General features: G+C 72.0%; 10 protein-coding genes. All 10 read left to right on the forward strand.

Features of this window, described 5'->3' with window-relative positions; genetic code table 11:
• From nuoF to JOE61_RS13185, 10 genes are read left to right on the forward strand one after another with little or no spacing between them, the layout of a single operon-like run.
• Positions 1 to 1,311: an NADH-quinone oxidoreductase subunit NuoF gene (nuoF, locus tag JOE61_RS13140; RefSeq protein WP_193670984.1), complete on the forward strand. Its 1,311-nt coding sequence runs from the start codon at positions 1 to 3 to the stop codon at positions 1,309 to 1,311.
• Positions 1,308 to 3,752 carry an NADH-quinone oxidoreductase subunit G gene (locus tag JOE61_RS13145; protein ID WP_193670983.1) on the forward strand — a complete coding sequence of 815 codons (2,445 nt, stop codon included), beginning with the start codon at positions 1,308 to 1,310 and terminating at the stop codon, positions 3,750 to 3,752. Before nuoF ends, JOE61_RS13145 begins: the two co-directional genes overlap by 4 nt.
• On the forward strand, positions 3,749 to 5,035 hold the full coding sequence (gene nuoH / locus JOE61_RS13150; RefSeq protein ID WP_204797237.1) for an NADH-quinone oxidoreductase subunit NuoH: 1,287 nt from the start codon (positions 3,749 to 3,751) through the stop codon (positions 5,033 to 5,035). Before JOE61_RS13145 ends, nuoH begins: the two co-directional genes overlap by 4 nt.
• Before the next feature lies 1 nt (position 5,036).
• The gene (nuoI, locus tag JOE61_RS13155) at positions 5,037 to 5,627 is read left to right on the forward strand and encodes an NADH-quinone oxidoreductase subunit NuoI (RefSeq protein ID WP_193670981.1); all 591 of its coding nucleotides are present in this window, start codon (positions 5,037 to 5,039) and stop codon (positions 5,625 to 5,627) included.
• Positions 5,624 to 6,487 (forward strand): NADH-quinone oxidoreductase subunit J, encoded by an 864-nt coding sequence (locus JOE61_RS13160; protein ID WP_193670979.1) that lies wholly within the window; start codon positions 5,624 to 5,626, stop codon positions 6,485 to 6,487. Before nuoI ends, JOE61_RS13160 begins: the two co-directional genes overlap by 4 nt.
• Positions 6,487 to 6,789, forward strand: coding sequence for an NADH-quinone oxidoreductase subunit NuoK (nuoK, locus tag JOE61_RS13165; protein WP_193670978.1), 303 nt, complete (start codon positions 6,487 to 6,489; stop codon positions 6,787 to 6,789). Before JOE61_RS13160 ends, nuoK begins: the two co-directional genes overlap by 1 nt.
• Before the next feature lie 13 nt (positions 6,790 to 6,802).
• Positions 6,803 to 8,734, forward strand: coding sequence for an NADH-quinone oxidoreductase subunit L (gene nuoL / locus JOE61_RS13170; RefSeq protein ID WP_193670976.1), 1,932 nt, complete (start codon positions 6,803 to 6,805; stop codon positions 8,732 to 8,734).
• The gene (locus JOE61_RS13175) at positions 8,734 to 10,323 is read left to right on the forward strand and encodes an NADH-quinone oxidoreductase subunit M (RefSeq protein WP_193670975.1); all 1,590 of its coding nucleotides are present in this window, start codon (positions 8,734 to 8,736) and stop codon (positions 10,321 to 10,323) included. The genes nuoL and JOE61_RS13175 overlap by 1 nt, the downstream gene beginning before the upstream one ends.
• Entirely contained in the window at positions 10,323 to 11,909 is a 1,587-nt protein-coding gene (gene nuoN, locus JOE61_RS13180; RefSeq protein ID WP_193670973.1) for an NADH-quinone oxidoreductase subunit NuoN, read from the forward strand. Before JOE61_RS13175 ends, nuoN begins: the two co-directional genes overlap by 1 nt.
• Positions 11,906 to 12,928, forward strand: coding sequence for a polyprenyl synthetase family protein (locus JOE61_RS13185; protein ID WP_193670971.1), 1,023 nt, complete (start codon positions 11,906 to 11,908; stop codon positions 12,926 to 12,928). Before nuoN ends, JOE61_RS13185 begins: the two co-directional genes overlap by 4 nt.
• Positions 12,929 to 12,933 lie beyond the last annotated feature (5 nt).

Raw genomic sequence — 12,933 nt, forward strand, 5'->3', positions numbered from 1 at the left:
GTGGTCGACACCCTGACCCCCGTCCTCACCGCCAACTGGGGCGCCGAGCGCTCCTGGACCCTGGCGTCGTACGAGGAGCACGGCGGCTACGCCGGCCTGCGCACCGCCCTGGGCATGGCCCCCGACGACGTGATCGCCGCGGTCAAGGACTCCGGCCTGCGCGGTCGTGGCGGCGCGGGCTTCCCCACCGGCATGAAGTGGGGCTTCATCCCGCAGGACAACCCCAAGCCCAAGTACCTCGTCGTCAACGCCGACGAGTCCGAGCCGGGCACCTGCAAGGACATCCCGCTGATGATGGCCAGCCCGCACACGCTGGTCGAGGGCGTCATCATCAGCTCCTTCGCCATCCGCGCCAACAAGGCGTTCATCTACATCCGCGGCGAGGTGCTCCACGTGATCCGCCGGGTGCAGGCGGCCGTGGCCGAGGCGTACGCCGCCGGCCACCTCGGCACCGACATCCACGGCAGCGGCTACGACCTCGACATCGTGGTGCACGCCGGTGCCGGCGCCTACATCTGTGGCGAGGAGACCGCGCTGCTCGAGGGCCTCGAGGGCCGTCGCGGCCAGCCGCGGCTGCGCCCGCCGTTCCCGGCCGTGGCCGGGCTCTACGCCAGCCCCACCGTGATCAACAACGTCGAGTCGATCGCCTCGGTGCCGGCCATCGTGGCCAACGGCGCCGACTGGTTCGCCTCGATGGGCACCGAGAAGTCCAAGGGCTTCGGCATCTTCTCGCTCTCGGGCCACGTCACCCGGCCCGGGCAGTACGAGGCGCCGCTGGGAATCACGCTGCGCGAGCTCATCGACCTCGCCGGCGGCATGCGCGCCGGGCACGAGCTGAAGTTCTGGACCCCCGGCGGCTCGTCGACCCCGCTGCTGACCGCCGAGCACCTCGACCTGCCCCTCGACTTCGAGGGGATGGCCGCGGCCGGCACGATGCTGGGCACCCGCGCGCTGCAGCTCTTCGACGAGACCACCTGCGTGGTGCGCGCGGTGCTGCGCTGGACCGAGTTCTACAAGCACGAGTCCTGCGGCAAGTGCACCCCGTGCCGCGAGGGCACGTGGTGGCTGGTGCAGACCCTGGCCCGCCTGGAGAAGGGGGAGGGCCGCGAGGAGGACCTCGACCTGCTCCTCGACCAGTGCGACAACATCCTGGGCCGCTCGTTCTGCGCGCTCGGTGACGGCGCGACCAGCCCGATCTCGAGCTCGATCAAGTTCTTCCGCGACGAGTACCTCGCCCACCTCGAGCACGGGGGCTGCCCCTTCGACCCCGCGGCCTCGACCGTCTTCGCCACCGCTGGAGCCCAGGCATGACAACCACCCCCGAGAAGACCTCGGCCGAGGTCGAGCTGGTCCAGGTGACCATCGACGGCATCGAGGTCAGCGTCCCCAAGGACACCCTGGTGATCCGGGCCGCCGAGCAGGTCGGGGTGCAGATCCCGCGCTTCTGCGACCACCCGCTGCTCGAGCCCGTCGGTGCGTGCCGCCAGTGCCTGGTCGACGTCCCCGACGCCGGCAACGGGCGCGGCTTCCCCAAGCCGCAGGCCTCGTGCACCCTGCCGGTCGCGCCCGGCATGGTGGTCAACACCCAGGCCACCAGCGAGGTCGCCGACAAGGCCCAGCAGGGCGTGATGGAGTTCCTGCTGGTCAACCACCCGCTCGACTGCCCGGTCTGCGACAAGGGCGGCGAGTGCCCGCTGCAGAACCAGGCGATGTCCAACGGGCGCGGCGAGTCGCGCTTCACCGCCTCGGGCGGGGTGAAGCGGACCTTCCCCAAGCCGATCAACCTCTCCCCGCAGGTGCTGCTCGACCGGGAGCGCTGCATCGTGTGCCAGCGCTGCACCCGCTTCGCCGAGGAGATCGCCGGCGACCCGTTCATCGCGCTCGTCGAGCGGGGCGCGCAGCAGCAGATCGGCATCGCCGAGTCGGCCCCGTTCCTGTCCTACTTCTCCGGCAACACCATCCAGATCTGCCCCGTGGGCGCGCTGACCTCGGAGTCCTACCGCTTCCGCTCGCGCCCCTTCGACCTGGTCTCCACCCCCAGCGTCGCCGAGCACGACGCCTGCGGCTCCGCGATCCGCGTCGACCACCGCCGCGGCAAGGTGATGCGCCGCCTGGCCGGCAACGACCCCGAGGTCAACGAGGAGTGGATCACCGACAAGGACCGGTTCGCCTTCACCTACGCCGCGCTCGAGGACCGGCTGGGCTACCCGCAGGTGCGTGACCGGGTCGAGGACGGCGGCGACGGCTCGCTGCGTCCGGCCTCGTGGCCCGAGGCCTTCGCCGTGGCCGCGCGCGGCCTGGCCGCCGCGGGCGCCTCCGCGGTGCTGACCGGTGGCCGCATCACCGCCGAGGACGCCTACGCCTACGCCAAGCTGGCCCGCGTCTCGCTCGGCACCAACGACATCGACTTCCGGGCCCGCCCGCACTCCGCGGAGGAGGAGCAGTTCCTCGCCGCGCACGTCGCGCTGGGCACCCCCGGGGCCGGCGCCGTCACCTACGCCGACCTGGAGTCCGCGGCCACCGTGGTGCTGGCCGGCCTGGAGCCCGAGGACGAGGCCGGCGCGGTGTTCCTGCGCCTGCGCCGCGCCGCCCGGCACGGCACCCGCGTGCTCGCGGTGGCGCCGTACCTGACCCGCGGGCTGGGCAAGCTCGCCGCGCACCTGGTGCCCACCGCCCCCGGCGCCGAGGCCGACGCCCTGGCGGCGATGGTCGAGCACGCCGAGCACGGGGTCGACGCGACCACGGTGGTGCTGGTCGGCGAGCGCCTGGCGACCTCGCCCGGCGCCCTGGCCGCCGCCGCCGACCTGGCCGCGCGCACCGGCGCCCGGCTGGCCTGGGTGCCGCGCCGTGCCGGTGACCGCGGGGCCGTCGAGGCCGGTTGCCTGCCCGGGCTCCTGCCCGGTGGCCGCCCGGTCGCCGACGCGACCGCCCGGGTCGACGCCGCCGCCTCGTGGGGCGTCGCCTCGCTGCCCGAGCAGCCCGGCCGCGACGCCGACGCGATCGTCGCCGCGCTCGTCGCCGGCGAGGTCCGTGGCCTGGTCGTCGGAGGAGTCGACCCCGCCGACACCACCGACCCGGCCGCCACCCGCGCCGCCCTCGAGGCCGCCTCCTTCGTGGTCGCGCTCGACCTGCGCGAGACCGAGGTGACCCGCGTCGCCGACGTCGTCTTCCCGGTCGCCGCGGCCGTCGAGAAGGCCGGCACGTTCATCAGCTGGGAGGGCCGCGCGCGTCCCTTCGAGGCGGTGCTGCCCAGCCCCTCGGCCCTGCCCGACCTGCGGGTCCTGGCCGGCATCTCCGAGGAGCTGGCCGCGGCCGGCCACGGCGCCCCGCTCGGCTTCCGCACCGTCGAGCAGGTCCGCGCCGAGATGGCCGACCTGGGCGCCTGGGACGGCGCCCGCCCCGCGATGCAGGCGGTGGGCGGCGGGTCCGGCCACCCGGGGGAGGGCCTGGCCCTCTCGACCTGGAAGCAGCTCGTCGACGACGGCGTCATGCAGGCCGGCGACAAGCACCTGGCCGCCACCGCCCGACCGGCCGTGGCCCGCCTCAGCCCCGCGACGTACGCCGCCGCCTCGCTCTCGGGCGAGCACGTCACCGTCGTGGGCGACCGCGGCGAGCTGACGCTGCCCGTCGAGCAGGTGCCCGGCATGGTCGACGACGTCGTCTGGGTGCCGACGGCCTCCTTCGGGACCTCCGTCCTCGAACGCCTGGCCTCGCCGGGCAGCCGCGTGCGCCTGAAGGGAGCCTCGCTGTGAACGAACTGCCCCTCTTCGGCCAGGACGTCTGGTGGCTGGTGCTGGTCAAGGCCGTGCTCATCTTCGTCGTGCTCGTGCTGCTGACGCTGTTCAACATCTGGTGGGAGCGGCGCGTCGTGGCGCGCATGCAGCACCGCATCGGCCCCAACGTGCACGGCCCCTTCGGCCTGCTGCAGTCGCTGGCCGACGGCGTGAAGCTGGCGCTGAAGGAGGACATCATCCCCAAGGCGGCCGACAAGGTCGTCTTCGTCCTCGCCCCGGTGCTGGTGGTGATCCCGGCCTTCGTGACCTTCTCGGTGATCCCCTTCGGGCCCGAGGTCACGATGTTCGGCGAGCGCACCCCGCTGCAGCTGACCGACATGCCGGTGGCCGTGCTCTTCGTGATGGCGATCGCCTCCATCGGCATCTACGGCATCGTGCTCGGCGGCTGGGCAAGCGGGTCGACGTACTCGCTGCTGGGCGGGCTGCGCTCGAGCGCGCAGATGATCTCCTACGAGGTCGCGATGGGCCTGGCCCTGGTCGCGGTCTTCCTCTATGCCGGCTCGCTGTCGACCTCCGAGATCGTCGCGGCCCAGGAGGACTGGTGGTTCGGCGCGATCCTCTTCCCCTCCTTCGTGATCTACGTGATCTCGATGATCGGCGAGACCAACCGCGCGCCCTTCGATCTCCCCGAGGCCGAGGGCGAGCTGGTGGGCGGCTTCCACACCGAGTACTCCTCGCTGAAGTTCGCCCTGTTCTTCCTCGGCGAGTACATCAACATGGCGACCGTCTCGGCGCTGGCCACGACGCTGTTCCTCGGCGGCTGGCGCGCCCCGTTCTGGATCGACGAGATCTGGGCCGGCGCCAACGAGGGCTACGTGCCGCTGATCTGGTTCTTCGGCAAGATGCTGCTGTTCATCTTCTTCTTCATCTGGCTGCGCGGCACCCTGCCCCGGATGCGCTACGACCAGTTCATGGACCTGGGCTGGAAGGTGCTGATCCCGGCCGCGCTGGTCTGGGTCGTCCTGGTCGCGACCATGCGCTACGTCTCCACCGCCTACGAGCTGGGCACCCAGGAGATCCTCATCGGTGGCGGCGTGCTGCTGGCCCTGATCCTGCTGTGGGGCTTCTTCGGGCCCGAGGAGACCGGCGAGCCGGTCGAGGACGTCCACACCGCACCCACCGGCGCCTACCCCGTCCCGCCGATGCCGAGCGGGGGCGCCCAGCGCGGCGCCGCCGCCCCGCTCACGTTCCCGTCCCGCACGCAGGCCACCGTGTCCCACGGTGCCTCCGAGGAGAGCTGACATGGCAGAGTCCCCCGGCGCCAAGAGCATGAAGGAGCAGTTCTGGGACCCCATCGCGGGTTTCGGGGTCACGTTCCGCACCATGTTCCGCAAGGTCGTCACCGAGCAGTACCCCTTCGACAAGCAGCCGACCGCGCCGCGCTTCCACGGCCGTCACCAGCTCAACCGCTGGCCCGACGGGCTGGAGAAGTGCATCGGGTGCGAGCTGTGCGCGTGGGCCTGCCCCGCCGACGCGATCTACGTCGAGGGCGCCTCCAACAGCGACGAGCCCGGGTCCGCCGACGGGTCGGGGCGCTTCAGCCCCGGTGAGCGCTACGGCCGCGTCTACCAGATCAACTACCTGCGCTGCATCCTGTGCGGGCTGTGCATCGAGGCCTGCCCGACGCGGGCGCTGACGATGACCAACGAGTACGAGCTGGCCGACTCGACCCGCGAGAGCCTGATCTACGAGAAGTCCGACCTGCTGGCCCCGCTGCTGCCGGGCATGGAGCAGCCGCCGCACGCGATGCTGCTCGGCGACGACGAGACCGACTACTACCGGGGCCAGTACGCCGCCCCGGCGCCGGGCACCAGCGGGGAGGCCACCCAGTGATCGCCTTCTGGATCCTCGCGCCGCTCATGGTGCTGGCCGCGCTCGGCGTGGTGCTGGTGCGCCGCGCGGTGCACTCGGCGCTGCTGCTGGCCGTGGTGATGATCAGCCTCGCGGTGCTCTACCTGACGCTGGAGGCGCCGTTCCTCTTCGCGGTGCAGATCATCGTCTACACCGGCGCGATCCTGATGCTCTTCCTCTTCGTGCTGATGCTGGTCGGCGTCGACGCGGCCGACTCGGTCGTGGAGACGATCCGCGGCCAGCGCCTGCTGGCGATCAGCGGCGGCCTGGTGATGGGCGTGCTGCTCGTCGTCGTGGTCGCCCAGGTCTCGCTCGGCACGATGGTCGGGATGGGCGCGGCCAACTCCGGCGGCAACATCGAGGGCCTGGCCGACCTGCTCTTCTCCCGCTACGTGCTCTCCTTCGAGGCCACCGCGGCGCTGCTGATCACCGCCGCCCTCGGCGCGATGCTGCTGGCCCACCGCGAGCGCCTCGAGCCCAAGGAGGGCCAGCGCGCGATGGCCGCGCGCCGCGTGCAGGAGTACGCCGCCACCGGCCGCCCGCTCGGCCCGCTGCCCTCGCCCGGCGTCTACGCCCGCCACAACGCGGTCGACACCCCGGCGCTGCTGCCCGACGGCTCCCCGGCGACCGACTCGGTCTCGCGGGTGCTGGCCGCGCGCGGCACCGTCCGCTCGGCCCCGGCGCTCAGCGACGTCGAGGACGTCCAGCGCACCCTCTCCGACGTCGGCGGCATCTCCGGCGGCTCCGGCAGCGCGGCCGACACCTCCGCCGGCGCCGGGCACAACACCGAGAACCCCGACACCCGCCCGCAGGGTGACGACTGGCCCGAGGGAGACGAGTGATGGACGACGTCACCCCCTACATCGTGCTCAGCACGATCCTGTTCACGATCGGCTCGGTCGGTGTGCTCACCCGCCGCAACGCGATCGTGGTGTTCATGAGCGTCGAGCTGATGCTGAACGCCTGCAACCTCGCGCTGGTGGCCTTCGCCAGGCAGCACGGCAACCTCGACGGGCAGGTCGCCGCCTTCTTCGTGATGGTCGTGGCCGCCGCCGAGGTCGTGGTCGGGCTCGCCATCATCATGACCATCTTCCGGACTCGTCGCTCGGCCTCGGTCGACGACGCGAGCCTGCTGAAGTACTAGGAGCCCGCCGCAGATGTTTCTCTTGTCCGAGGGTGGCGCGTCCATCCCCGTGGTCGATCCCCTGGGCGCCGACGGCGTCTTCTCGCTGCTGTGGCTGGTGATCGCGCTGCCGCTGGCCGGCGCCACGATCCTGCTGCTGGGCGGGCGTCGTACCGACGCGTGGGGGCACTGGCTCGGCACGCTGACCGCGGTCGGCTCGTTCGTGCTCAGCCTGGTGCTCTTCGTCTCGATGCTCGGTCGCGAGGAGGGCGAGCGCCAGGTCGTGCAGCACCTCTACGACTGGATCCGCGTCGGTGACCTCACGGTCTCCATCGACCTGCTCCTCGACCCGCTGTCGGTGCTGTTCCTGCTGCTGATCACCGGCGTCGGCTCGCTGATCCACGTCTACTCGATCGGCTACATGGAGCACGACCCCCGTCGGCGCCGGTTCTTCGCCTACCTCAACCTCTTCGTCGCGGCGATGCTGATGCTGGTGCTGAGCGAGAACTACCTCGGCCTGTTCCTGGGCTGGGAGGGCGTCGGCCTGGCCTCCTACCTGCTGATCGGCTTCTGGCAGCACAAGCCCTCGGCGGCCGCCGCGGCCAAGAAGGCCTTCGTGGTCAACCGGGTCGGCGACATCGGGCTGAGCCTGGGCATCGCGCTGTTCTTCGTCACCTTCGGCTCGACCAGCTTCACCGTCATCAGCGCCAACGCCTCCGGCGCCAGCGACGGCGTGCTCACCGCGCTGGGCCTGCTGCTGCTGCTCGCGGCCTGCGGCAAGTCCGCCCAGGTGCCGCTGCAGTCGTGGCTGCTCGACGCGATGGAGGGCCCGACCCCCGTCTCGGCGCTGATCCACGCCGCCACCATGGTCACCGCGGGCGTCTACCTGGTGGTGCGCTCCAACTTCGTCTTCGAGCTCGCCCCGCACGCCCAGACCGCGGTGGTCGTGGTCGCCACGGTCACGCTGCTGTGGGGTGCGGTGATCGGCTGCGCCAAGGACGACATCAAGAAGGCGCTCGCCGGCTCCACGATGAGCCAGATCGGCTACATGATGCTCGCCGCGGGCCTGGGCGTGTACGGCTACGCCTTCGCCATCTTCCACCTCATCACCCACGGCTTCTTCAAGGCCAACATGTTCCTGGGCGCCGGCTCGGTGATGCACGGCATGAACGACGACGTCGACATGCGCCGCTACGGAGCGCTGCGCAAGGCGATGCCGGTGACCTTCCTGACCTTCGCCATGGGCTACCTGGCGATCATCGGCTTCCCGGGCTTCTCGGGCTTCTGGTCCAAGGACAAGATCATCGAGACCGCGCTGATCGAGAGCCCGGTCGCGGGCATCGGCGCGCTCATCGGCGCCGGCGTCACCGGCTTCTACATGACCCGGCTGATGCTGATGACCTTCTTCGGCGAGAAGCGCTGGAAGGACGACGTGCACCCGCACGAGTCGCCCTCGGTGATGACCGGCCCGCTGGTCGTGCTGGCCGCGCTGTCGGTGCTCGGCGGCCTGCTCTACCTGGGCCACTGGATCGTCGACTGGCTCTCCCCGGTCGTGGGCACCGCCCCCGAGCACGAGCCGCCGGTCCCGGCGATCGTGATCACCCTGCTGGTGCTGGCCGTCGTCGCGGCCGGTGTGGCCACCGCGTGGCTGCTCGTCGGCAAGCGCCCGGTGCCGGTCACCGCGCCCCAGGACGTCTCGTTCGCCACCCGGGCCGCCCGCGCGGACCTCTACGGCGACACCATCAACGAGACCCTGGTGATCAACCCCGGCCGGCACGCCACCGCGGGGCTCACCCGCGGTGACCGGAGCCTGGTCGACGGGCTGTTCACCGGCAGCGCCGGCGTCACCGCCGCGCTCGGTGCCCAGCTGCGCAAGGTCCAGAACGGCTTCGTGCGCTCCTACGCCCTCTCCGTCGTCGGCGGGGTCGTCCTCGTCCTCGCTGCGCTCCTGGTGGTGAACCTCTGATGTCCGACCTCCCCTGGCTCAGCCTGCTCGTCCTGCTGCCCCTCGTGGGCGCGGTGGCGGTGCCCTTCGTGCGCGGCTCGGCCGCGCTGACCAAGCAGGTCGGCCTCGGCGTCTCGCTGGGCACCCTGGCGCTCGCCGTCGCGGTCGCGCTGCAGTACGACGTCGACGGCGGCATGCAGCTCACCGAGACCCACGACTGGATCAGCGCCTTCGGGGTGCACTACGCCCTGGGCGTCGACGGCCTCGGGCTGCTGCTGGTGCTGCTGACCGTGGTCCTGGTGCCGGTCGTGCTGCTGGCCTCCTGGCGCGACGACGAGGGCTACCTCGACGGCGGCGCGCAGGGCTCCCCGGCGGCGTTCGTGGCCTGGACCCTGGCCCTCGAGGCGCTCTCGCTGGCGGTCTTCCTGGCCACCGACGTGTTCCTCTTCTACGTCGTCTTCGAGGCGACCCTGATCCCGGCGTACTTCCTCGTCGGCGGCTTCGGCCGCGCCGGTCGCAGCGCCGCCGCTGTGAAGTTCCTGATGTTCCAGCTCGCCGGCGGCCTGGTGCTGCTCGGTGGCGTCATCGGCCTGTACGTCGTCTCCGCCCAGCAGGGCACGCCGTCGTACCTGCTCTCCGACCTGGCCGCCCTCGACATCGACACCGCCGCCGGGCGCTGGCTCTTCGCGGCCTTCTTCATCGCCTTCGCGATCAAGGCGCCGCTCTTCCCGGTGCACACGTGGCTGGCCGACACCACCGAGCGCGCGACGCCGGGCACCGCGGTGCTGCTGGTCTGCGTGCTCGACAAGATCGGCACCTTCGGGATGCTGCGCTTCTGCCTGGGCCTGTTCCCCGAGGCCTCGCAGTGGGCCACCCCGCTGGTCGTGGTGCTCGCGCTGGTCTCGATCGTCTACGGCGCTCTCGTGGCGATCGGCCAGGACGACCTGATGCGCCTGATCGGCCTGACGTCGCTGAGCCACTTCGGCTTCATCACCCTGGGCATCTTCGTCTTCTCCAGCCAGGGCGGCACCGGCTCGATCCTCTACATGCTCAACCACGGCCTGGGCACCGCGGCGCTGTTCCTGGTCGCCGGCTACGTCGTCTCGCGCCGAGGCACCGCCTCGATCCGCGAGATGGGCGGGGCCGAGAAGGTCACGCCGGTGCTGGCCGGGCTGTTCCTGGTCGCCGGCCTGGCCGCGCTGGGCCTGCCGGGCCTGAGCACCTTCGTCTCCGAGATGCTCGTGATCATCGCGGCCTTCGACTACGCCTGGTACGTCGGCGCGGTCGCGGTCACCGGCATCGTGCTGGCGGCCATCTACGCGCTGTGGATGTACCAGCGCACGATGACCGGACCGAGCGTCGAGCCGGTCGCGGCGGGCGTGCGCACGAGCCGCGACCTGTCCACCCGCGAGCTGGTCGCCGTGGCCCCGCTCTTCGTGGGCCTGGTGCTCTTCGGCTTCTACCCGATGCCCCTGATGGAGGCCGCCGACCCCTACGTCGGTGAGCTGCTCGAGCAGGTGGGCGTCAGCGACGACCCGCCGGAGGTGGGTGCCCCGGCCGAGGCCGAGGCCCACAGCGACTCCGACACCGCCGAGGAGGGCGAGAACTGATGGGCGAGTTCACCCAGCCGTTGATGGAGTACGGCAGCATCTGGCCGCTCTTCGTCGTCTTCGGCGTGGCCTGCCTGGGCGTGCTCGCCGAGGCGTTCCTGCCCCGCGGGCGCCGCCACGTCGTCCAGCTCGTGCTGGCCGTCGCCGGCCTGCTCGCCGCGCTCGTCGGCACCGTCCTGGTCGGCATGGACCTCGAGGTCACCGAGGGCGGCGCCGCGCGCGGCCTCTTCGGCGCCGCAGGCGCCGTGGCGGTCGACGGGCCCACCGTCTTCCTGTGGGGGATGCTGCTGGTCTTCGCGCTCACCGGGGTCGCGCTCTTCGCCGAGCGCCGCCTCGAGAGCGGGGTCTCGGCCTTCGCCGGCCAGGCCGCGGCCCTCCCGGGCACCGAGGCCGAGCGTCGTACCCAGGCGCTCGACCACACCGAGGTCTACCCGCTGCTGATGTTCGCGGTCACCGGCATGATGCTCTTCCCGGCGGCCGCCGACCTGCTGACGCTCTTCGTGGCCCTCGAGGTGCTCTCGCTGCCGCTCTACCTGCTCGCCGGGCTGGCGCGCCGCCGCCGCCTGCTGAGCCAGGAGGCCGCGCTGAAGTACTTCCTGCTCGGCGCCTTCTCCTCCGGCTTCTTCCTCTACGGCGTCGCGCTGGTCTACGGCTTCGCCGGCTCGATGAGCTTCGCGGCCATCGACGAGGCGGTGCGCAACGACACCGAGAACCGCGGCCTGCTGCTCGTGGGCATCGGGATGCTGATGGTCGGACTGCTCTTCAAGGTCGGCGCGGTGCCGTTCCAGGCCTGGACGCCCGACGTCTACCAGGGCGCCCCCACCGCGGTGACCGCCTTCATGGCCGCCGGCACCAAGATCGCGGCGTTCGGTGCGATCCTGCGCCTGCTCTACGTCGCCTTCGGCGCCGAGCGCTGGTCGTGGCAGCCGATGCTGTGGGTGGTCGCGATCCTGACCATGCTGGTCGGGGCCGTGCTGGCCATCGTGCAGACCGACGTGAAGCGGATGCTGGCCTACTCGGCGATCGCGCACACCGGCTTCCTGCTCACCGGCGTGCTCGGCGTCCAGGGCGCCGGAGCGCTGGCCGAGGGCCAGGTCACCTCGCTGCAGTCGGTGCTGTTCTACCTGCTCACCTACAGCTTCGCCACGGTCGGGGCCTTCGCCGTGGTCACCCTGGTGCGCGACTCCTCGGGCGAGGCGAGCGCGATGGAGCGCTGGGCCGGCCTGGGCGCGCGCTCGCCGCTGGTGGCCGGGGCGTTCGCGTTCTTCCTTCTCTCGATGGCCGGCATCCCGCTGACCGCCGGGTTCACCGGCAAGTGGGCGGTCTTCACCGTCGCGCTGTCGGCGGGGGCCTGGCCGGTGGTGGCGGTGGCGATCGCGGCCAGCGTGGTGTCGGTGTTCTTCTACATCCGCCTGATCCGCGTCATGTACTTCGCCGTGCCCGAGGGCGAGGTCGCCTCGGTGACCACGCCGTCGCCGCTGACGACCGCGGTCATCGTGGTCGGGGTCGTGGGCACCCTGGCGCTCGGCGTGCTGCCGGGGCCGGTGCTCGACCTCGCGGCCGATGCCGGACAATTCATCAGGTGAGCTCGACCCCGCCCCTGGCCAACCTGGCACTGCCCGTCACCGACGAGGCCCTGGCCGCGCGCCTGCAGCAGCGCCTCGACACCATCGAGGAGCTCCTGGCCGGCCACGTCCAGGGACGCACGAAGTACGTCTCCGAGGCCGCGGCGCACCTGATGTCGGCCGGCGGCAAGAGGTTCCGGCCGCTGCTGGTGCTGCTGGCCGCCGAGACCGGTCCCGAGCCGGGCTGCGACGACGTGCTGACCGCGGCCTGCGTCGTCGAGATCACCCACGTCGGCTCGCTCTACCACGACGACGTGATGGACGAGGCCGACCTGCGCCGCGGCGCCGACTCGGCCAACGCCCGCTGGGACAACCTGGTCGCCATCCTCACCGGTGACTTCCTCTTCGCCCGCTCCTCCGAGCTCACCGCCCGCCTGGGCGCCGACGCGGTGCGCATCCAGGCCGAGACCTTCACCCGGCTCGTCGAGGGCCAGATCCTCGAGACGGTCACCCCCGGCCCCGACGAGGACCCGCTGCAGCACTACCTCGACGTGGTGGCCGGCAAGACCGGCTCGCTGATCGCCACCTCCGCGCGCTACGGCGCCCGCTTCAGCGGCGCCCCCCGCGAGGTCGAGGAGGCGCTGGCCGCCTACGGCGAGATCGTCGGCGCCGCCTTCCAGCTCTCCGACGACATCCTCGACGTAGCCTCCGAGACCGACGAGTCCGGCAAGACCCCCGGCACCGACCTGCGCGAGGGCGTGCCGACGCTGCCGGTGCTGATGGCGCGCGCGAGCGCCGCCGGGTCGAACGACCCCGCCGACGTACGCCTGCTCGAGCTGCTCGACGCCGACCTCACCGACGACGCCGCGCTCGCCGAGGCCCTCGGGCTGCTGCGCGCCCACCCGGCGATGGACCAGGCCCGCGCCTACGTCGTCGCGCAGGCCCAGGAGGCCAAGGGCCACCTCGGCGTGCTGCCGGCCGGTCCCGTGCGCGAGGCCCTCGAGGCCTTCGCCGACCTCGTGGCCGTCCGTACCGGCTGAGCCCC

This window comes from Nocardioides salarius, assembly GCF_016907435.1.
In the GTDB taxonomy this organism is placed as follows: Bacteria; Actinomycetota; Actinomycetes; order Propionibacteriales; family Nocardioidaceae; genus Nocardioides; species Nocardioides salarius.